Annotated in this window: 12 protein-coding genes and 1 riboswitch; of the genes, 8 read left to right on the top strand and 4 right to left on the bottom strand. The window is 70.4% G+C overall.

The features are described 5' to 3' along the window. Positions 1 to 41: 41 nt before the first annotated feature. Positions 42 to 803, bottom strand: a complete 762-nt coding sequence (locus tag ACNFOC_RS00845) for an SDR family NAD(P)-dependent oxidoreductase (RefSeq protein ID WP_416955516.1) — start codon at positions 801 to 803, stop codon at positions 42 to 44. A 76-nt stretch (positions 804 to 879) separates the two neighbouring features. Continuing rightward, positions 880 to 2,025, bottom strand: coding sequence for an acyl-CoA dehydrogenase family protein (locus ACNFOC_RS00840; RefSeq protein ID WP_416955514.1), 1,146 nt, complete (start codon positions 2,023 to 2,025; stop codon positions 880 to 882). Between the two features lie 174 nt (positions 2,026 to 2,199). On the opposite strand from ACNFOC_RS00840, the gene ACNFOC_RS00835 reads away from it, so the two are divergent. Together ACNFOC_RS00835 and ACNFOC_RS00830 are read left to right on the top strand one after the other, a co-directional pair. Beyond that, positions 2,200 to 2,649 carry an Lrp/AsnC family transcriptional regulator gene (locus tag ACNFOC_RS00835; RefSeq protein ID WP_327398979.1) on the top strand — a complete coding sequence of 150 codons (450 nt, stop codon included), beginning with the start codon at positions 2,200 to 2,202 and terminating at the stop codon, positions 2,647 to 2,649. Between the two features lie 114 nt (positions 2,650 to 2,763). Further along, positions 2,764 to 3,570 carry a class II aldolase/adducin family protein gene (locus ACNFOC_RS00830; protein WP_416955512.1) on the top strand — a complete coding sequence of 269 codons (807 nt, stop codon included), beginning with the start codon at positions 2,764 to 2,766 and terminating at the stop codon, positions 3,568 to 3,570. Between the two features lie 30 nt (positions 3,571 to 3,600). Here ACNFOC_RS00830 and ACNFOC_RS00825 read toward each other — a convergent pair whose 3' ends face one another. Beyond that, the gene (locus tag ACNFOC_RS00825; RefSeq protein WP_416955572.1) at positions 3,601 to 4,524 is read right to left on the bottom strand and encodes an oxygenase MpaB family protein; all 924 of its coding nucleotides are present in this window, start codon (positions 4,522 to 4,524) and stop codon (positions 3,601 to 3,603) included. A gap of 266 nt (positions 4,525 to 4,790) precedes the next feature. Between ACNFOC_RS00825 and ACNFOC_RS00820 the strand changes: the two genes are divergently transcribed. The 5 genes from ACNFOC_RS00820 (at position 4,791) to ACNFOC_RS00800 (ending at position 16,837) form a co-directional block, all read left to right on the top strand. Beyond that, entirely contained in the window at positions 4,791 to 12,629 is a 7,839-nt protein-coding gene (locus ACNFOC_RS00820; RefSeq protein ID WP_416955510.1) for an alpha/beta fold hydrolase, read from the top strand. A 252-nt stretch (positions 12,630 to 12,881) separates the two neighbouring features. Then, the gene (locus ACNFOC_RS00815; protein WP_019056860.1) at positions 12,882 to 13,085 is read left to right on the top strand and encodes a cold-shock protein; all 204 of its coding nucleotides are present in this window, start codon (positions 12,882 to 12,884) and stop codon (positions 13,083 to 13,085) included. Between the two features lie 180 nt (positions 13,086 to 13,265). Further along, on the top strand, positions 13,266 to 14,843 hold the full coding sequence (locus tag ACNFOC_RS00810) for a DEAD/DEAH box helicase (RefSeq protein ID WP_416955507.1): 1,578 nt from the start codon (positions 13,266 to 13,268) through the stop codon (positions 14,841 to 14,843). A gap of 64 nt (positions 14,844 to 14,907) precedes the next feature. Further along, positions 14,908 to 15,234, top strand: a complete 327-nt coding sequence (locus ACNFOC_RS00805) for an SCO5918 family protein (RefSeq protein WP_416955505.1) — start codon at positions 14,908 to 14,910, stop codon at positions 15,232 to 15,234. Between the two features lie 148 nt (positions 15,235 to 15,382). Further along, positions 15,383 to 16,837: a glyceraldehyde-3-phosphate dehydrogenase gene (locus tag ACNFOC_RS00800; protein ID WP_416955503.1), complete on the top strand. Its 1,455-nt coding sequence runs from the start codon at positions 15,383 to 15,385 to the stop codon at positions 16,835 to 16,837. 92 nt (positions 16,838 to 16,929) lie between these two features. Here the strand turns inward: ACNFOC_RS00800 and ACNFOC_RS00795 are convergent, their stop codons facing one another. Next, on the bottom strand, positions 16,930 to 19,002 hold the full coding sequence (locus ACNFOC_RS00795) for a DUF1996 domain-containing protein (protein WP_416955502.1): 2,073 nt from the start codon (positions 19,000 to 19,002) through the stop codon (positions 16,930 to 16,932). Positions 19,003 to 19,349: 347 nt separating this feature from the next. Next, positions 19,350 to 19,523: riboswitch (cyclic di-AMP (ydaO/yuaA leader) on the top strand. Positions 19,524 to 19,531: 8 nt separating this feature from the next. On the opposite strand from ACNFOC_RS00795, the gene ACNFOC_RS00790 reads away from it, so the two are divergent. Beyond that, a complete protein-coding gene (locus ACNFOC_RS00790) occupies positions 19,532 to 21,163 on the top strand; it encodes a C40 family peptidase (protein ID WP_416955500.1) in 1,632 nt (543 codons plus the stop codon). Positions 21,164 to 21,329: the final 166 nt, after the last annotated feature.

The following is a 21,329-nucleotide window of genomic DNA, read 5'->3' as shown; positions in this document are numbered from 1 at the left end:
GACGTGGAGAGCGGGTCAACGGGCCTTGTCGGTGCGGGGGTTCAGCGCGGGGCCATGCGCAGGGCGCCGTCGAGGCGGATGACCTCGCCGTTGAGCATCGGGTTGTCGAGGATGTGGGAGACCAGGCCGGCGTATTCGTCCGGTGAGCCGAGCCGGGACGGATGCGGTACGGCGGCGCCCAGTTGGGTCCGCGCCTTCTCCGGCAGGCCCGACAGCAGCGGGGTGTCGAACAGTCCTGGGGCGATCGTGACGACTCGGATGGCCGAGTCGGCGAGGTCCCGGGCCGCGGACAGGGTCAGCGAGACGACCCCGCCCTTGCTCGCCGCGTAGGCGGCCTGGCCGATCTGGCCGTCGTAGGCGGCGATGGACGCGGTGCAGACAATGACGCCCCGGTCCCCGTTGTCCGGGGCGTTGTCGGCCATGACGGCGGCAGCGGCGGCGAGCACGTGGAAGGTGCCGAGCAGATTGATCTCGATCACGCGCCGGAAGTCCTCGGCCGGCAGCACTCCCCGCTTGCCCAGGATGCGGCCCGGTGTCGCGACTCCGGCGCAGTTGACCGCCGCGCGCACAGGACCGTGGCCTGCCGCGTACGCGAAGGCCTGCCGGACCTGGACCGGATCGGTCACGTCCGCCGCGACGAAGTGGGCGCGCTCCCCCAACGCGGCGGCAGCGGCCTCCCCTTGGCTGTCGGGGAGGTCCAACAGCACGACGGTACGGCCCTGTCGGTGCAGCCGGTGTGCGGTCGCCCGCCCCAGCCCCGAGCCGCCTCCCGCTATGACGGCAACAGCATCGCGAGGTGTCACGGTGCCCGCCTTCCTTCAAGTCGTCGGAACGTGCAAGTCGTAGGGAACGTGCAAGTCGTGGGAAACATGGGCGAGTTCAGGAGTCGGCGAGATGGCGGCCGATGACCATGCGCTGGATCTGGTTGGTGCCCTCGAAGATCTGCGTGATCTTCGCCTCGCGCATATAGCGCTCCACGGGGTGCTCACGGACGTATCCGGCACCGCCGAGGACCTGTACGGCATCGGTGGTCACGGCCATGGCCGTGTCCGTCGCGATGAGTTTGGCCATGCTGGCCTGGCGGCTGAACTCCTGGCCGGCGTCCTTGCGGCGGGCGGCGACCAGGTAGGTGGCACGGGCCGCTTCGGTGCGCGCGGCCATGTCGGCGAGCAGGAAACCGACGCCCTGGTGCTCGATGATGCGGCGGCCGAAGGTCCGGCGCTCGCGGGCGTAGTCGACCGCGTGGTTGAGTGCCGCCTGCGCGATCCCGACGGCGACCGCGGCGATGCCGAGCCGGCCGGCGTCGAGTGCGGACAGCGCGATCCTCAGGCCCTGGCCGGGCTCGCCGATCAGCCGGTCGCCAGGGACCCGCACATCGTCGAAGTGCATCAGCGCGGTGGTCGAACTGCGCAGCCCCATCTTCCGCTCCGGGGCACCCGCGCTCAGGCCGGGCGACCGGGCGTCGACGTGGAAGCAGGAGATGCCGTCGCGCGGGTCCGCGGACGTACGCAGAAACGCGGTGTAGAAGTCGGCTTCGCCGCCATGCGTGACCCAGGCCTTGGTGCCCCGGGCCACCCACGCCTCGCCGTCACGTGTCGCGCCGGCCCGGATGGCGCTGGGGTCGGAGCCCGCGTGCTCCTCCGACAGGCAGTAGGCGCCGAGGGCCGCGCCGCTCAACTGCCACGGCAGCAGCGCCTGTCGCTGTGCCGCGGAGCCGAAGGCCGAGACCGGGTGGCAGGACAGGGTGTGGACACTGACACCGACGGCGACAGCAGCCCAGCGGGTGGCCAGTTCTTCGAGTACTTGCAGGTAGACGGCGTAGGGCTGGCCCCCTCCGCCGACGTCCTCACCGAACGGAAGGGTCAGCAGCCCCGCTTCGCCCAGGAGGCCGAACACCTCACGGGGGAAGCGGCCCTCCTCCTCGAACTCGGCCGCACGCGGGGCGAGTTCCTTGTCCGCGATGTCGACGGTCAGCTCCAGTAGCTCCCGGGCCTCGCCTGAGGGTAGTTCGCGCTCAACCTTCACCGCTGGGTCCCTTCCTCACGCCCTCGAACGGCGGTCGCCGACCAGTTGCAGGCGTTGTCAGTGGACCGGCGGGACACAGACCCTGGCAATTAAGTTGCGGGTATCTTGCACGTGATGCAAAAAAGCCGAGCGGCAACAGTCTCGCTCGCAAAAAACGTGCACCAGGAGGACCAGATGACCGACACGGCACTCATCGACAGCGTCGACCGGGCGATTCTCGAACTGCTGGTCGAGGACGGCCGCCGGACGATGACGGAGATCGCGGAGCGGGTCAGCCTCTCCCCGTCGGCGGTCAAACGCCGGGTGGACCGGCTGGAGCGGGTCGGAGTCATCGCGGGCTACACGGTCACCCTCGACCACGGCAAGCTGGGCTCCGGTTTCGAGGCGTTCGTCGAGCTGCGGTTCGCCGGCGACGTCAAGGTCGAGGCGATCACGATGGCCGCCACCAGCGTCCCGGAGGCCCTGGAGGTCTTCACCGTCGCGGGCGATCCCGACGCCCTGGTCCGCGTCCGGGTGACCAATGTGCAGCACCTCAGAGACGTCATCGACCGGCTCCGGCGCACGGGCGCGGTGATCGGCACGAAGACGCTGATGGTGCTCGGCGCGTGGCGCAGGGGTGACTGAGCGGACGGAAGCCTTGTGCCCCATGGGCAACTTTCTTTGCCTCTGAGGTTGACAGCAGACGGAAGATGGTTGCAGCCTGAAAGAAATTCACCATGCATCGGAAAGGACGTACCGATGTCCATCACCACCGGCGGCAACGACATCGACTTCGAGAACACCGAGGAACTGGACATTCCTCGCCTGGCGGAGAGCCGCGAGAGCGTCGAGGCCGAACGCGCCCACCGCAAGCGGCAGTTGGCGGCGGCGTTCCGGATCTTCGCCCGCTACGGCTTCGACGAGGGCATCGCCGGACACATCACCGCGCGGGACCCCGAGTTCCCCGACAGGTTCTGGGTCAACCCGTACGCGGTGCACTTCTCCAAGATCCGCGTCAGCGACCTGCTGCTCATCGATGAGGAAGGCCGGGTCATCGAGGGCGGACGCAGGACCAACAAGGCGGCCTTCTGGATCCACTCCTCCATCCACCAGGCCCGCCCGGACGTCGTGGCCGTGGCGCACGCCCACACCATCCACGGCAGGGCCTTCGCGTCACTGGACAAGCTCCTGGACCCGATCGTGCAGGAGTCCTGCGCCTTCTACGACGACCACGTCCTGTTCGACGAGTACAAGGGCCTGGTGCTGGAGCGGACCGAAGGCGAGCGGATCGCCGTCCGTCTCGGCGACCGGCGGGCCGCCATCCTCCGCCACCACGGCCTGCTGACGGTCGGACGGTCCGTCGAAGAGGCCGCATGGTGGTTCATCACCATGGACCGCGCGTGCCAGATGCAGCTCCTCGCCGACGCCGCCGGCAAGCCCCGCGTCATGACCGAGGAGGAAGTCACCCTGGCCCACCGGCAGTTCAGCAACGCCAACATGGCGCGCCACAACTTCAACCTCCTCGCCGACCTCGTGGTGGAGGAAGAGCCCGACGTCCTGGGCTGAGGCGCCTCGATCACAACCGCACGTCGACGGCTACACATCGGGCGCATAGTGCTTGCCGTCACCCCGCCGCTCCACCGGAGGCAGGTTCCGTCGCGGCGTCTCGACCGGTCCTACGGCGAGACCGCGCGCCCGCCGCCAACCGGCCCGGGCCCGCGGGTGGTAGCGCCGCTCGAACGGCACGAGGTGCCAGCCGAGTGCGACGGCACGGCCCACCAGCCACAGCCCGACCGCGCTCCGGCGCGACCACCGGTAGCCCAACTTGGCGCGCACCGTGGGCGGATACATCCCGACGGTGAGCCAGACGAAGGGCCGTGTCAGCGGACCCCGGACCACTCGCCACACCACCTCCGGCAGCCACTTCAGAAAAGGTGGCCTCCCGATACGGCCGATGTCGAGCACGGCGCGTGCCGCCCAGTTGTCCTCAAGGACATCGGCGCACATCCGCTCGAAGTACACGCTGAATCCCGCCCAGTCGGCCGGAGCGGGCCGGTCGCTGACCCCGTAGAGCCGGTACCACTGAAGGCTCTCGGCGTAGAACTGCTCCTTCTGTTCCTCCGTCAGCGGCCGGCCGAAGTACCGGCACACCAGGACCGGGACCATGACGAAGGTCGCGTGCGCCCAGAAGAAGGTGTCCGGATCCAGGGCGTGATAGCGCCGCCCCTGGCTGTCAACACCCTTGATATTGACGTGATAGTCGCGCACCTCGCGGGCGGTACGGGCCGCGTCCGGGCCGTCGTAGATCACTCCGGCGATCGGATAGAGCGAGCGAAGCAGCCGTTCCCAGCGCTCGTCGAAGAACTCCGAGTGCTCCTGGACTCCGGCGCCGAGAGCGGGATGCATGTTCTGCATCGACCCGGCCCAGAGGCCGATCAGCATGCCCCGCCAGTCGCTGAAGTACCGCCAGGCCAGAGACGACGGCCCGAGCGGCTCGGGCGTCGACGGGTCGCCGGACATGCTCACGGGCCGCTCCTGAGTGCCGAGTTGTGGTTCCTGCCGGGCCGGACAACCCATGGAGCAGTTCCCACGTCTTGGTGGGCGTGAATCTCAGTTCCGCATCCGGGCCGCCCTGTTCGTCGAGTACACCGCCGGCAACCTCGCCACTCGCGGCCCAGGAGTACTCGCACATCACCATGCCGTAAAGCGTGCCCTATGCAGCCGTCCGACGGCGACTGTCGTACGGTGACCGCTCACGCTGGGGGAACGAAAGGGTGGGAATAGGAATGTACGGGGGCGAGTCGGTGCGTACACTGCCGGACATCTTGCGGGAGCACGCGACCCGGATCGGTGGGAAGGCCGCGTACCAGGACGACCGACGTGCCGTCACCTACCGGGAGTTGGAGCAGCGCACCGCCCGGCTGGCCGGGCATCTGGTACGGCTCGGGGTAGGGCGTGGGGACCGGGTCGCGGTCCACCTGGGCAACCGGGTCGAGCTGGTGGAGACCTGGCTCGGTGTGCTCCGGGCAGGAGCGATCGGCGTGCTCCTCAACCCCACCGCCTCGCAGGAGGAGTTGGCGTATTTCCTCGACGACTGCGGCGCCGTGGCGGTGGTGCGCGAGGGACCGCTCGCCCAACTCGCGTCCGTACAACGGGTGATCATCGTCGGACAGGGCGACCCGGCCGAGGGAGCGATCGCCTTCGAGAGTCTTGCCGGTACGGATTCGGGTACGGCACCCCGTGACGACCTCGATCTCGACGAGCCGGCCTGGATCCACTACACCTCGGGCACGACCGGGCAGAGCAAGGGCGTTGTCTCCACGCAGCGTTCGGCACTGTGGTCGGTGACGGCGGCCTACGTGCCGGCGTACGGACTGGAGCAACAGGACCGGCTGCTCTGGCCGTTGCCGATGTTCCACGCCCTCGGCCACTCCGTGTGCCTGTTGGGCGTCCTCGCGACCGGTGCGACCGCGCGCGTTCTCGCACCGGGCGCGAACGTCGCCGAGGCGCTCACCGACGGACCGTTCACCGTCCTGGGCGGGGTGCCCGCCACCTATCGCCTCCTCCTGGAGTCACTGCGGGAGACGGCGCGACCCGTGCCCGCGTCGCTGCGGGTGTGTGTCAGCGGAGGGGCGCCCTGTTCCCCCGAGTTGCGGGCCGAGGTCGAACTGGCCCTGGCCGCACCCCTCTTGGACGGGTACGGCTCCACCGAGACCTGCGGGAAGATCGCGATCGAGCGTCTCGACGACCCCCGACAGGACCCCTCGCGTGGTTTTCCGCTGCTGGTACTGGACGTCCGGATCACCGATCCGTCCACCGGTGCGGAGGCCGGCGACGGGGACGAGGGCGAGATCTGGGTGCGTGGTCCCGGGTTGATGGCCGGCTACCACAACCGTCCGGACGCGACCGCCGAGGCGTTCACCGACGGCTGGTACCGGACCGGCGACCTCGGCCGCCGCGACGCGCACGGTCATCTCCATGTCACCGGCCGCGTCAAGGAGTTGATCATCCGGGGCGGCGTGAACATCAACCCCGCCGAAGTGGAGCGGGTGCTCCTGGCCCGCCCCGATATCACCGACGCGGCTGTGGTCGGCCGGCGGCACGACGTGCTGGGTGAGGTGCCGGTGGCGTTCGTCGTGCCCGGCCCGGACGGGGTCGACACGGAGAAGGCACTCGCCACCTGCCGGGAACGGCTGTCCGGGTTCAAGGTGCCGGACGAGATCTATCCGACCGCCTCCCTCCCCCGTACCGCCTCCGGCAAGACCGCCCGGTCCGTGCTCGCCGAGCAGCTGACGGAGCGCCTCGCCGCGGAACGTACGACCGCGTCGGCCGCGCTGCGCGTGCGACTCTCGGCCGCGTCCGACGCCGTGCTCGACCTGGTTCTCGAAGTGACGGCACGGACCCTCGACGTACCCGTGCGGGAGCTGGACTCCGAAGTGCCGTTCAACGAACAGGGATTGACCTCGCTCGGCGCTGTCCTGCTGCGCGACCGGCTCGGCACGGCGACCGGCCTCGCGCTGCCCGCCACCCTAGTCTTCGACCACCCCACGCCCACCGCCGTGGCGACCCTGGTGCGCGACGCGCTGCACGGCGACAACCGCACCGGCCCCGCGCGCACGCCCAGCGACGGCCACCGCACCGGACCCGGCGAACCGATCGCCGTCGTGGCCATGGCCTGCCGGTACCCGGGCGGAGTGGAATCCCCTGAGGAACTGTGGCAGTTGGTCGCCGACGGCACCGACGCGACCTCCGACTTCCCCGCCGACCGCGGCTGGAACGTGGCCGACCTGTACGACCCGGACCCCGACCGCCTCGGCAGGTCCGTCACGCGCCGGGGCGGATTCCTGGACCGGGCGGCCGACTTCGACGCGGCCTTCTTCAACATGTCGCCCCGCGAGGCGCTCGCCACCGACCCCCAGCAACGACTGCTCCTGGAGACCAGCTGGGAACTGCTGGAGCGGGCGGGCATGGACCCGGCCGGTCTGCGCGACAGCGACACCGGCGTCTTCGTCGGCGTCATGCACGCCACCTACGCCAGCCGTCTACCGCACCGCGGCGGCCACGAGTTGGAGGCGCATCTCGCCCTCGGATCGGCGGGCAGCGTGGCCTCCGGCCGTATCGCCTACACGCTGGGGCTGCGCGGGCCCGCCGTGACGGTGGACACCGCGTGCTCGTCGTCGCTGGTCGCGATGCATTCGGCGGTACGGTCCCTGCGCGACGGGGAGTGCTCGCTCGCCGTCGCCGGCGGAGTCACGGTGATGGCGTCACCCGGCCCGTTCGTCGCGTTCAGCAGACTGCGCGGGCTGGCTCCGGACGGCCGCTGCAAACCCTTCTCCGCGGCGGCCGACGGTACCGCCTGGGGCGAGGGTGTCGGCCTGGTCCTGCTGGAACGGCTCTCCGACGCACGACGCAACGGCCATCCCGTACTCGCCGTGCTGCGCGGCTCGGCCGTCAACTCCGACGGCGCGTCCAACGGGCTCACGGCCCCCAACGGCCCTGCCCAGCAACGGGTGATCCGCTCGGCGCTGGCCGACGCGGGACTGACCCCGGCCGACATCGACACCGTGGAGGCGCACGGCACGGGCACCGCACTCGGCGACCCGATCGAGGCCCAGGCGCTGCTTGCCACCTACGGTCAGGAGCACACCGCCCAACGCCCCTTGTGGCTCGGCTCGTTGAAGTCCAACCTCGGGCACACCCAGGCCGCGGCCGGTGTCGGCGGCGTCATCAGAACCGTGCTGGCGATGCGCCACGGCCGACTCCCCCGCACGCTCCACGCCGACGAACCGTCGCCCCACGTGGACTGGTCTTCCGGCACCGTACGACTCCTGTCCCAGGACGAGGAATGGCGCCCCGAACCCGGCCGCCCGCGACGAGCGGCGGTGTCGGCGTTCGGCATCGGCGGGACCAACGCGCATGTGATCCTGGAGGAGCCCGAGGCGGCCGTGTTCGACGAACCACCCGTTCGCAGCCCCGTGACACCCCCACTGCTGCTCTCGGCCGCGAGCCCGGCAGCCTTGTGCGAACAGGCCGCACGCACCGTCGACTTCCTGCGCGCCCACCCTGAACTCCCCTTGTCGGACGTGGCGTTCACGCTCGCCACCGCCCGAGCCGCACTCCCCCACCGAACCACCGTCCCCACCGACGACCGTACGACGACGCTGACCGCCCTCGACAACCTGACGGCATCCGCTCCACCGCACACCACCGCCTCCGCCGCCCGCCTGGCTCTGCTCTTCACCGGCCAGGGAGCCCAACGAACGGGCATGGGAAGGGAGTTGTACGACACCTTCCCAGGGTTCGCGACCGCCTTCGACGCCTTGTGCGCGCGCTTCGACTCCCTCCTGGAACATCCGCTGCGCTCCATCCTCTGGGACGCGGACGCGAGCGCGCTGCTGAACCGCACGGACTTCGCCCAAGCCGCCCTGTTCACCTTCGAGGTGTCCCTCTTCCGACTGCTCGAATCCTGGGGCGTACGGCCGGAGTTCCTGGCCGGACATTCGGTGGGCGAGCTGGCGGCGGCCCACTGCGCGGGCGTGCTGTCCGAGGCGGACGCCGTCGAACTGGTCGCCGCGCGCGGGAGGTTGATGCGGGACCTGCCGGAGGGCGGTGCCATGGTGGCGCTCGACGCCACCGAGGCGGAGATGAAGGCCGAGCTGACCGACGGGGTCGCGATCGCGGCCGTGAACGGACCCCGTGCGGTCGTCGTCTCCGGAGCGGAGGAGCCGGTCCTCGCACTCGCGGAGCGTTTCGCCGTACGCGGCCGTCGTACCGTCCGGCTACGGGTCAGCCACGCCTTCCACTCCCCTCTCATGGAGCCGATGCTCGCCGAATTCGGGCGCGTGGCGGGTGATTTGACGTATCACTCCCCCGCCATCCCGGTGGTCTCGGGCCTGACCGGGCTTCCGGCTGCCGGGGACGAGCTGCGGTCGGCCGCGTACTGGGTCCGGCATGCCCGTGAAGCCGTGCGGTTCGGGGACAGCGTGCACTGGCTGGCGCACGACGGACGGGTGACCGCGTTCGCCGAGATCGGCCCGGACGCCCAGCTCACGGCCCAGGCCGCGGCGAGCCTGGCCGGGACCGGCACGGAACTCCTCTTCACCCCGGCGGCCCGCCGGGACGGCGCCGAGCCACGGACGGTGTTCGACGCGCTCGGCCAACTCCACGTCCACGGTGTGCGGTTGGACTGGCGCCGGGTGTACGCGGACAGCGGCGCCCGACGCGTCGACGGCCTGCCGACCTATCCCTTCCAACGGCAGCGCTACTGGCTGCCCGACAGCGGCACCGACGCGACCACCGGCCACGGGCACCCGCTCCTCACGCAGACAGTCACCGTGCCGGGCACCGAACGCCTGCTGTGCACGGGCAGGTTGTCCGGCGCGGCCCAACCATGGCTGCGCGACCACGTCGTGGGCGGTCACGACCTCGTCCCCGGTGCCGCGTTCGTCGACCTCGTACTGCACGCGGGCGACCTGTGCGGCCTCGCCGCACTGGAGGAACTCGCCCTGCTGAACCCGCTGTTCCTCCCTGAGGACGACGAAGCGGGCATCCAGCTCCAGGTGGTCCTGGGTGAGCCGGACGGTTCCGGACGCCGAAGCGCGGATGTGTACGCGCGACCCGAGGAGTCCGGTGCGCTCGGCGCCTGGACGCAGCACGCGACCGGGCGGCTCGGTTCGGCCGTTCCCGGCGCCCTGGACGGCGCGGTCTCCCTCACGGCATGGCCGCCGGCGGGTGCTGTGCGGGTGGATCTCTCCGGTGCCTACGACCGGGTGGCCGCGGCCGGGTTGGCGTACGGTCCGGCGTTCCAAGGCCTCAGGACGTTGTGGCGACGGGGTGAGGAACTCTTCGCCGAGGTCGGGCCGTTGCCGGTCGCGGACGCCCGGCGCCACATGCTCCACCCGGCCCTGCTGGACGCCGTCCTGCACCCGGGGCTGCTCGCCGAACCGCCGACCGGTGCGCCCCGACTGCCGTTCGCCTGGCGGGGGTTGACCCTGCACGCCACGGGCGCGACGGCCCTGCGGGTCCGTATGACTACGACCGGCCCGGATTCGATCACCCTCGACCTCGCGACCTCGACGGGCGCGCCCGTGGGCCGACTGGAGTCGATGACGACCCGACCCGCACCGGAGATGGGTCCCACTCCGGCCGGCGAGCTGTACCGGCTGCGCTGGACGGGCATTCCCGCCGCCGGTGAGGTACCCGCCGTAGCGATGTCGGAGACGGACGACCTGGACCTGGCCGCGCTCCTCGCCTCCGCCGACGACGAGTCGTCCTGGTCCGGGAAGGAGCCGGAGTTCGTCGTGGCGTCCTTGTCCGCTCCCGGCGACCCGAACACGGACCCGGTTTCCGCGGCGCACGAACTGACCGTGCGGGCGCTGCAGTTGCTGCAAACACATCTCGCCGGTTCCGGGCGGCTGGCCGTGGTCACGCGCGGTGCCGCCGAAGCCTCCCCCGACCTGCCCGCCGCCACGGTCTGGGGCCTGCTGCGGACCGCGCAGTCCGAGTACCCAGGACGCCTCACCCTCGTGGACGTCGACGGCCGCCCCGAGTCGCTACGACAACTGCCCGCGGCCCTCGCCACCGGCGAGCCTCAAATCGCCGTCCGTGACGGCAGGTTGAGCGTCCCCCGACTGGCAGGCGCAGCTGGTTCCGCGACCGACGGCTCCCTCGGTGGAGGCACCGTCCTCATCACCGGCGGCACGGGGTCGCTGGGGACGATGCTCGCCCGCCACCTGGTCGGCCGACACGGAGTCCGGCGTCTCGTACTCCTCAGCCGTCGCGGCGAACAGGCGCCGGGGGCGCGGGAGTTGCGGGACGATCTCCAGCAGGCGGGCGCACAGGTGGACCTGGTGGCCTGCGACATCGCCGAGCGGGACCAACTCGCCGCCGTGCTCAAGACGTTCGGTCCGGACCTGACCGCCGTAGTGCACGCGGCCGGGGTTCTGGACGACGGAGTGCTGGCCTCGATGACTCCTGAGCGGCTGGCGATGGTGCTGCGGCCGAAGGCCCACGCGGCTTGGCAGTTGCACGAGTTGACGAAGGATCTGCCGCTGGTCCGGTTCGTGCTGTTCTCGTCGGCGGCCGGGCTGCTGGGCAATCCCGGCCAGGCCAACTACGCGGCGGCGAACTCCTTCCTGGACGCGCTCGCCCGCCATCGCGCTGCACTGGGCCTGCCCGCACTGTCGTTGGTCTGGGGCGCGTGGGCGGACGAGGAGGGCATGGCGGCCCGCAGCGGCCGGGTGCACGGCGGCCCGGTGCGCGCGGTCTCTCCCGAGCAGGCGTTCGCGCTCTTCGACGCCGCGCTCGGCAGCGATGAACCGGTCCTGGCGCCACTGCCGTTGGACCGCTCGCCCAAGGCGATCCCGACCGGGACGGTCGTCCCGCCGCCACTGCGCGGGCTGTTGCGCGCGGACCGGCAGTCGGCCTCTTCCGCCATCCCGGCGGATGGTGCCGCCGAGTCCTGGCGGGACCGGCTCGCGGCACTGCCCGTGCCCGAGCGACTGCCCGCGCTGCGGGCGCTGATCCGGACCGAGGTCGCCGGTGTCCTCGGGCACACGGACGCCGACGCGGTCGACCGGGACTTCTCGGAACTGGGCCTCGACTCCTTGATGCGGGTCATGCTCTGCAACCGGTTGAGCCTGCTGACCGGAACCCCGCTCGCCGTCACCGTGGCCTACGACTGGCCGGACACGGAACAGCTCGCCGAGCATCTGTACGGCGAACTGCGCGGCGGCCTGTCCGACGAGGTCTCCGCCGCGACCGTCCCGTCGCCGGTGGGGCCAGGTCAGCGTAGGCGCGGCATCGGGCAGTCGCTGCCCAGCCTGTATCGGAAGGTCTGCGAGACCGGAGACGTCGTATCGGCCATGCATCTCCTGGTGACCGCTTCCATCGGCGCGCCCGTCTTCGGCCCCGAGGAAGCATCCCGCCACGCGCTGCCGCCACTGCGGCTGGCCGCCGGCACCCGGGGTCCCGCCCTCGTCTGTGTTCCCGGCTTCGCCAGCAACCTGGGCCGCCCCTGGTACGCGGGGCTCGCCCCCTCTTTCGAGGGCGAGCGGGACGTCTTCGAGGTGCGGCACTCCGGCATCGACGACGGAACCGCGGTGGCACGGGACCTGGAGTCGCTGACCGCGTCGCACGCCACGGCCATACGGCACCAACTCGGCGACCGGCGTTACGTGTTGGTCGGGCACTCCATGGGCGGTACGGCCGCCCACGCGCTCGCCACCCGGCTGGCGTCCCTCGGTACTCCCCCGGCCGGACTCGTACTGATCGACTCGTACCACCTCACCCCCGACCGGGAGGCCGAGCCGTGGCTGCTGTCACTGCCCGCCCGGATTCCGCTGCTGGCCGGCGAGAGCTTCGACACGATGGTCGACGATCTGACGCTGTTGTCGCTGGGTGCGTACACCCGGATGTTCCGGGGTTGGCAGCCGGAGCACACCGAGGTGCCCACCCTGCTGGTGCGCGCTTCCGAGCCGCTCGCGGACATGCCTCAGAAGTGGCGTCCGTCCTGGCCGGGCGTGCGGGACACGGCGGACACGGCCGGGACGCATCTCAGCGTCCTGGAGGAGGACGCCCCGACGACCGCCAAGGTCATCCGCGACTGGATCGAGGCGCTCGCGTAGCGCGGCACGAAACCCAATATCTACGTCGGCGACATGAGAAATGAAATTAACGTCCGCACACGGCCGATCGCGCCGTGCTACTATTGATCTCAGTTGCAGTTGTGGTTGCCAAACCCTTCAGATGCCCACACCGCCCTCAGGGACGGTGGAGCATTTTTTTGTGTGTCCGGTTTCTTTCCGGCGGGGTGATCATCACGGCGACACGGAGTCCGCACAGTGTGGGCTCCGCTGACCGCCCCGAAGGAGAACAAAATGGCCAGTGGCACCGTGAAGTGGTTCAACGCGGAAAAGGGTTTCGGCTTCATCGAGCAGGACGGTGGCGGCGCTGACGTCTTCGCCCACTACTCGAACATCGCCGCCCAGGGCTTCCGCGAGCTGCAGGAGGGTCAGAAGGTGACCTTCGACATCGCGCAGGGTCAGAAGGGCCCGACGGCCGAGAACATCGTTCCTGCGTAACGACGACGTTTACTTCGCAGCTGGGGCCCGCACCTTGGGGTGCGGGCCCCAGCTCGCTGCATTTTCCATGCTTTCGGCGATATTCCGCCGAAGCCACCGGCTCGTTCTTGCGATTCTCTGCGCCGTTCATTCACCGCGGGAATTCCTTGATACGTGCCATATCAAGGAAGGTTCCACATTTTGAACCGCGCACGTACGAATGACCGCTTCTCGCGAAAGCGTAATGGAAATCCGGAATCCGGAAAGAGCGGCGGCGGCTACCGCTCGGCAGCTCCGTCCGGCAACCGCTCCAGCGCCCCGCGCCGCTCCAAGGGTGGCGGCGGTGGCCGTCCGGTCGCCCTGCAGGGCGAGTTCGCGCTGCCGAAGACGGTGACCCCCGGCCTTCCCGCCGTGGAGTCGTTCGCCGAACTCGACATGCCGGCCAAGCTGTTGGCCGCGCTCGGCCACGAGGGCGTCACCGTCCCGTTCCCGATCCAGGCGACGACGCTCCCGAACTCCCTCGCCGGCCGCGACGTGCTCGGCCGCGGCCGCACCGGCTCCGGCAAGACCCTGGCCTTCGGCCTCGCGATGCTGGCCCGTACGGCGGGCCGCCGCGCTGAACCGCGAGCGCCCCTTGCCCTCGTCCTCGTCCCCACCCGCGAGCTGGCCCAGCAGGTCACCGACGCGCTCACCCCGTACGCCCGGGCCGTGAGCGTCCGTATGACCACCGTCGTCGGCGGTATGTCGATCGGCCGTCAGGCCGGGGCGCTGCGCGGCGGCGCGGAGGTCGTGGTCGCGACTCCGGGACGCCTCAAGGACCTCATCGAGCGCGGCGACTGCCGCCTGGACAGCGTGACCATCACCGTCCTCGACGAGGCCGACCAGATGGCCGACATGGGCTTCATGCCCCAGGTCACCGCGCTGCTCGACCAGGTGCAGACGGGCGGCCAGCGCATGCTGTTCTCGGCCACCCTGGACCGCAACGTGGACCTCCTGGTCCGCCGCTACCTGACCGACCCCGTCGTCCACTCCGTCGACCCCTCCGCGGGCGCGGTCACGACGATGGAGCACCACGTCCTGCACGTGCACGGCACGGACAAGCAGCGCGCGACCACCGAGATCGCGGCGCGCGAGGGCCGGGTCATCATGTTCCTGGACACCAAGCACGCGGTGGACCGGCTGGTGAAGCACCTGCTGAACAACGGCGTCCGCGCGGCCGGTCTGCACGGCGGCAAGTCCCAGCCGCAGCGCACCCGCACGCTCGCCCAGTTCAAGGACGGGCATGTGACGGCGCTGGTGGCGACGAACGTCGCGGCACGCGGCATCCACGTCGACAACCTCGACCTGGTCGTCAACGTCGACCCGCCCACCGACCCCAAGGACTACCTGCACCGCGGCGGCCGTACGGCCCGTGCGGGCGAGTCCGGCAGTGTCGTCACGCTGGTCACCCCCGACCAGCGCCGTGACTTCACCCGGCTGATGACCGCGGCCGGCGTCACCCCGGAGGTCACCGCGGTGCGCTCCGGCGAGGAGGAGCTGACCCGGATCACGGGCGCCCAGGCCCCGTCCGGCGTCCCGGTCGTCATCCAGGCCCCGGTCGTGGAGCGCGAGCGCACCCGTCGTAGCCCGTCCTCCTCCTCGTCCCGGGGCCGTCGTGGCCGTCCGGCCGGGTCCGGCGAGGGCCGGTCCGCCGGTGGTGCGGCGCGTCGCGGCGGCAGCGGCGGAAGCAGCAGCCGGGGCCAGGGGCAGCGACGGTCGTCCTTCGGCCCCGCGGCCTGAGGACCAACTCGGCGCCTTCGGGCGCCCGTTCGGCCCCCGATCCTCCTTCTCTCTGTGAGGCAACATGCGCTGTGTCATCGCCCGGTATCCCTTCGACCTCACCAAGATGGGTGTCCTGGAGACGATGAAGGGCATCAAGCCCGAGCTGGTCACGGGTGAGTCCGTGACCATCGGGCGGCGCCGCTACCCCGTCAAGCAGGTGGGGCAGGTCATCACCCGGCAGGACCCGCGCGACTTCAACAGCGGCGAGGTCATCCGGGCCATGACCCGGCTCGGCTTCACCTGCCACGGACTGCCCGAGGCCGTGCCCGTGCCCGTCCTCACCCCGCTGGAGAACGCGTCGGCCCTGCTGGGCAGCAGCGCGACCCAGGACGTGTCGGAGACCGTGTAGAAGCGACACCAGCACAGCCGAGAGGGCCCTGCCGACGCGCGTCGGCAGGGCCCTCTCGGCGTTCCCCGGGCCGGGCGGCACCCCTACTGAACGGGCAGATGAACAGCGGGTTAGCATATGAGCGCCGCCTAGCTCGAAAGAGAAACCTGTGCCTGTCAACGAGGACTCGTTCACCAACTGGAAGACCCGCGAGGAGATCGCGGAGTCGATGATCCCGATGATCGGGAAGCTGCACCGCGAGCGGGACGTCACCGTCCTGCTGCACAGCCGCTCCCTGGTCAACAAGTCGGTGGTCAGCATCCTCAAGACCCACCGGTTCGCCCGCCAGATCGCGGGCGAGGAACTCTCCGTCGTCGAGACCCTCCCCTACCTGCGGACGCTCACCACGCTCGACCTGGGCCCGTCCCAGATCGACATCGGCATGCTCGCCGCGACCCACCGGAGCGACGAACGCGGCCTCTCCGTGGAGGAGTTCACCGCCGAGGCCGTCGCCGGTGCCACCGGCGCCAACAAGATCGAGTGCCGCGAGGGCCGCGACGTCGTCCTCTACGGCTTCGGCCGCATCGGCCGCCTGGTCGCCCGGCTGCTCATCGAGAAGGCCGGCTCGGGCAACGGGCTGCGGCTGCGCGCCATCGTCGTACGGCGGAGTGGGGGGCGGGCCGAAGAAGATCTCGTGAAGCGCGCCTCGCTGCTGCGCCGCGACTCGATCCACGGCCAGTTCCAGGGCACGATCACCGTGGACGAGGCGAGCAACACGATCATCGCCAACGGCAACGAGATCAAGGTGATCTACGCGGGCGACCCGTCCGAGGTCGACTACACGGCGTACGGCATCAAGGACGCCATCCTCATCGACAACACGGGCAAGTGGCGTGACCGGGAAGGACTTTCGCAGCATCTGCGGCCCGGCATCGACAAGGTCGTGCTGACCGCGCCCGGCAAGGGCGACGTCCCCAACATCGTGCACGGCGTCAACCACGACACGATCAAGCCGGAGGAGCAGGTCCTGTCCTGCGCGTCCTGCACCACCAACGCGATCGTGCCGCCGCTGAAGGCGATGGCCGACGAGTACGGTGTGCTGCGCGGCCATGTGGAGACCGTCCACTCGTTCACCAACGACCAGAACCTGCTGGACAATTACCACAAGGCCGACCGGCGCGGCCGTTCGGCGCCGCTGAACATGGTGATCACCGAGACCGGTGCCGCCTCCGCCGTAGCCAAGGCGCTGCCGGACCTCAAGGCCCCGATCACCGGCAGCTCGATCCGGGTCCCGGTGCCGGACGTCTCGATCGCGATCCTCAGCCTGCGGCTCGGCCGCGAGACCACCCGCGCCGAGGTCCTCGACTACCTCCGCGATGTCTCGCTGACGTCCCCGCTCAAACGCCAGATCGACTTCACCACCGCCCCCGACGCGGTGTCGAGCGACTTCATGGGCTCGCGCCACGCCTCGATCATCGACGCGGGCGCCACCAAGGTCGACGGCGACAACGCGATCCTCTACCTCTGGTACGACAACGAGTTCGGCTACTCCTGCCAGGTCGTCCGCGTCGTCCAGCACGTCTCCGGGGTCGAGTACCCGACGTACCCCGCACCGGCTGCCTGACCCCGGCACGCCGAACGTGTGACGGCCCGGCCACCCCCAAGTCGGGGCGGCCGGGCCGTCGTTGTCACAGACCTGCACAGACGTGCGTCGTGTCAGCGTGTACTGCGCTTGCCTCGGTACAGCACCACGAATCCGGCGACGAGCAGCAACGCGCCGGCCACGGCGGGCCACAGATTCGCGCCGGTCTCCGCCAGCCCGCCCTGCGCCTGCGGTTGGTTCGGGCCTACGGCGGCGTAGCTCTCCCCGCCCGAGGACGAGGCGGGCGGTGTCGTCACGGCGCTGCCGATCTGGCCGCCGGAGCCGTTGTCCGAACTCCCCTGCGTCTCGCTCGACTTGGACCCTTCGGTCTTCGTGTCGGCCTTGGGGACCGTGACGGCGGTCGTCAGATCACCGGGGTCGGTGGTCTGGGTGTCGGTGGGCTCGGGGGCGTTGGCCCCGGTGTCCGGAGCGCTCGTCGCGGGATCCGCGGAGGGCTCGTCACCGTTGCCGCCGTTGTCACCATTCCCGCCGTTGCCGCCATTGCCCTCGTTGCCGCCGTTCCCGGCGGGCTCGTCGGACGCGGTGACCGTGGGCGCCGCCGTGGCGGTGTCGGTGGCCGACGGGGACTCCTGCGGCTCACCGGAACCCCCACCGTTCCCGGAGCCGCCACCCGAACCGGAGCCGTCACCGGAGCCGTCGCCCGAGCCCCCGGGGTCGTTGCCCGTCCCGGCGCCGCACTTCTCGCCGTTGTTGATGCAGTTGACCATGTCCTTCATCAGGCCCTCGTCGAAGACGTTGATGAAGTCGCCGTGGTCGGTGACGGGCTTGTGCTGCTGCTCGGGGAAGGAGTCCACCGCGAACAGCGGGGTCGTCTTGCCGCCGTCCTGGAGGCTCGGCGCGTCGACGTCGTAGACGATCCGCTGTACCAGCTGCGGGATGGCCTCGAAGCCCGCCGGGCAGGAGCCGTCGGCGGCCTCGAAGGCCACGTGGGTGCGGTGGTTGGCGCTGTCGATGTTGCGGCCGTCCCAGCAGCTCTGGAACTTGAAGGTGCGCACCACGTCGCTGCCCGCCGGGCACAGCGGGTACTTGTCCTTGAGCTGCCGGTCCTCGAACCCGGTGCAGCTCCAGGAGGCGTTGGCGTTGGCCGGGCCGTTGACGAAGGCCTTGGCGTCGCCGGTGATGATGCGCAGGAGGCGCGGCATCTCGACGACCTTGCTCTTCGGGTTGCCCACGAACGTCAGCGTGGCCGCCTTCGCGGTGACGATCTCACCGGAGTTGCCCTCGGTGCCGCCGCCGGGCTTGTCGGCGTCCTGCTCCTGCTTGCCGTTCTGGAGGCGCAACACGGGCCAGTAGTAGGTGGACTTGTCGCCCGGGTTCTCGCAGCTCGTGTCGGCCTTCGCGAGATCGTCGTCGCTGGCGAAGGCGTTGTTGGACTGGTTGCCGATGTAGTCGTGGAAGTGGTGAGCGCCGTTGGTGACTCCGGGCGCGACGATCACGTTGTCGGAGTTGAACAGGCCGTTCTCGTTCACCCCGCACGCGGTGACGAACGTGCCGCGGGAGGCGTCGGCCTGGTCCTGCGGAGCGTTCACGTTGGGCTGTACGGAGGTGATGTCCGCGTAGTCCGAGGCGACGGGCCCATTGGTGGACTGCTGGCCGCCCTGCTGATCCTGGCCGTCGCCCTGCTGCTGGTCCTGGCCGCCCTGGTCGTCGCCGCTGCCGTCCTGGTCGCCGCTCTGATCGCCGTTCTGGTCGCCGTTCGTGGGAGCGATCAGGGTGCAGCCGGCGAGTGCGTCGAGGCCCTCCGGGCGGTCCCCGACCCGCGCGATGGCGTCGTCGATCCGTCCGATGGTCGCGGCGCGCTTCTCCTTCAACGGATTCATGATCGCGTTGTCGGCGAAGGAGGCGTCCTGGCGTATGGACTCCGCCGAGTCCTTCAGTTTCTGGTAGGCCTCGGTTATCTGCTGGTCCAGAAGCGCGAGTTGGGTGTCGACCTCGGTCTTCGCCTCGTCGGGGACCGTTGTCAACTGGGTGCCGATGTCCGGGCAGTCGATCGTGGCGCCGTCCGATGCCGCATCCGGAGAGCCTTGTTGGGCAGCATCACCGCCCCAACCCCCTTCGGACGCCGACGCGTAGACGTTCGCCGCCACCAGTCCTCCGCCGCCCAGCATCAGGGCGACTGCTGCCATCGTCGCGCGTCGTGCGCCTGTGGGGCGTCTGCGCGTGTTGCGTGCCAAGGAAGTTGCTCCTACACGTATCGGTCGGCCCGGATCGTCCCGGCATGGAAATCCCCCGTCCCAATACGGAGCCGGGTGCCGCTGTGTTCAACCGTCCCAAAAATTCATAGCGACCTCATATGGATCACCCGGCCCGGTGAGCCCATGAACGCTCGATGCACCCAGGTGAAGTGTCTGAGCGAGGTAAAGGTCACAAAAACGTATCGGACATATCGCGCTTCAACCTTCACACGAGGCACACACGTTGGCTAAGTTGACGCTCAGACCGTACGACCTACTCCGGCGATCAGCGCCGGGCCGCACGGTTTGCGCCGAGTCCGGTGTGTCGCTCGCGACAGCCGGAGCCGAGGACCCAACCGACTTGGGGTGAATCGGCCCAACTGCCTCTCCGGGCAAGGGTCGTAGGGCAATCCTTCCGTGATCGGCCGCCCGAACCCGACAGCTAACTCGGTAGGCGCGTTACGGAAGGAGCACGTCTGCCATGCCGGCAGAACGAAGTACGCGCACCGGAGGCAGTGGCCCCACCGTGGACGACCGACCCAGCCGTGACGAAGTCCAGCGGCGGATCAACTCCCTTTACGACAGGGCCGAGACGGCCACCGGAAACTACAACGCCACACGCAAGATGTCCGGCGCTCCACGCCAGCGTGCCGAGCCCCGTCCCAGCGCGTCGCGTCCTTCCGATCCCGCCCAGGACGCCGTCACCCGGCAGTTGTTCGACCGCGCTCGCGCCCAAGTGGGCCCGACCGTACCGGCGAAACTGCCGCCCGGCAGGACTCCCGCCCGCTCGGCGGCACCCCGGCCCGAGCGGTCCGAGCGACGGCCCGAGCCCGAGGGCGGCGCCCGAGCGCTCGATGCGCAGCCCAGCCGCGCCGTGGCCGAACTGACCGTGGGGACCACCGCACCGGAGCTCGCCGCCCCGCAACTCGCGGCGCCTGTCGCGGAGTTGACGGCCGGACCCATCGCCACGCTGCCGCCCGCCGCACCGCAGACACCCCAGTTGCCTCAGGTGCAGCAGATGCAGCAGATGCAGCAGATGGCTCAGATGCCCCAGGCCACCGTCCTCGACCTGCCGCCCGTGCCCGCGATCGAAGTGCCGCCCACGCCCGCCGTGGAACCGCAGCAGTTCGCCGTCGCGGCCGCCCCGGCGCCGGCCTTCGACCCGCTCACCGCGGACCTGGAGCTGCTCCCGTACATCGCCGCTCCGCGCACCGAACCGGCCCCGGCGATGGCTACTTGGCCGCCCTCGGAGACGAGCTTGTCCGCCCCGGAGACGACGTGGTCGACCGGGTCGATGCCCATGGTCCCCGAACAGCAGATGTGGTCGACCGGGCAGATGCCCGTCGTGGCCGAGCAACAGGCCTGGTCCACGGGGCAGATGCCCATCGTGCCCCAGCAACAGGCCTGGTCGACCGGGCAGGTTCCCATGGCGACCGAGCAGCCTACCTGGTCCACCGGGCAGTTCCCTGTGGTTGCCGAGCAACCCGCCTGGTCCACCGGGCAGATTCCGATGGTGCCCCAGCAGCCCACCGGGTACACCACGCCGGAGCCGGACTGGCGCCCGCCGCAGCAGGAGTGGCAGCCGGCCCCGCCCGCCGCCGAGGTCTCCTTCGCCGCGGCCCCGGCCGTCGCTCCCGAGTTCACCCTGCCCACGGCTCCGACGATGCCCCCGGAGATCATTCTCCCCGCGGCCCCGACCATCAGCCCGGCACCCGCCGCGGCCGTACCCGCCGCACCGCAGGACCCCAGCACGCTCAGCAAGACCAGCGCCGCGCTCGCCTTCGCCCGCGCACAGATCGGCAGGCCGTGCCTGTGGGGCGCGGCGGGACCGGACGCCTACGACTGCTCCAGCCTCACCCAGGCCGCCTGGAAGGCCGCGGGCGTCCTCCTCCCGCGCACCGCCCAGGAACAGTCGGGCGCCGGCGCCCTCGTCCCGCTCACGGACATCCGCCCCGGCGACCTGATCTTCTTCTACGACAGCATCGACCACGTCGGCCTCTACACCGGCAACGGCCTGATGATCCACGCGCCGAGCCCGGGTACGCCGATACGCGAGGAGTCGATCTTCTACGCCGGTGCCGCCGCCATCCGGGGCGCCGTACGGCCCGCCTGATCCGATCGGGGCCGGGCATTTCCCGGCCCTGACCGCACACCCCGCGACACTCCCGGCCAACCGCCTCGTTGATCCGTACGAGTGGTGCATCCTGGGGCACGGTCGTAGCGTCGACAGAGACACGACGACCGTGCCCCGGCAGGCGGGCCCACCGCCGGTGCGGGTG

Origin of the sequence: Streptomyces colwelliae (assembly GCF_048158785.1) — a bacterium.
Classification (GTDB): Bacteria; Actinomycetota; Actinomycetes; order Streptomycetales; family Streptomycetaceae; genus Streptomyces.
This window is presented reverse-complemented; position numbering and strand designations above follow the sequence as displayed.

What these genes read in the sequence shown, in the direction of transcription:
- ACNFOC_RS00820 (WP_416955510.1), top strand. Translation starts at nt 4,791, where the DNA reads ATGTACGGGGGCGAGTCGGTGCGTACACTGCCGGACATCTTGCGGGAG.
- ACNFOC_RS00835 (WP_327398979.1), top strand. Translation starts at nt 2,200, where the DNA reads ATGACCGACACGGCACTCATCGACAGCGTCGACCGGGCGATTCTCGAA.
- ACNFOC_RS00825 (WP_416955572.1), bottom strand. Translation starts at nt 4,524, where the DNA reads ATGTCCGGCGACCCGTCGACGCCCGAGCCGCTCGGGCCGTCGTCTCTG.
- ACNFOC_RS00795 (WP_416955502.1), bottom strand. Translation starts at nt 19,002, where the DNA reads ATGGCAGCAGTCGCCCTGATGCTGGGCGGCGGAGGACTGGTGGCGGCG.
- ACNFOC_RS00790 (WP_416955500.1), top strand. Translation starts at nt 19,532, where the DNA reads ATGCCGGCAGAACGAAGTACGCGCACCGGAGGCAGTGGCCCCACCGTG.
- ACNFOC_RS00830 (WP_416955512.1), top strand. Translation starts at nt 2,764, where the DNA reads ATGTCCATCACCACCGGCGGCAACGACATCGACTTCGAGAACACCGAG.
- ACNFOC_RS00815 (WP_019056860.1), top strand. Translation starts at nt 12,882, where the DNA reads ATGGCCAGTGGCACCGTGAAGTGGTTCAACGCGGAAAAGGGTTTCGGC.
- ACNFOC_RS00805 (WP_416955505.1), top strand. Translation starts at nt 14,908, where the DNA reads ATGCGCTGTGTCATCGCCCGGTATCCCTTCGACCTCACCAAGATGGGT.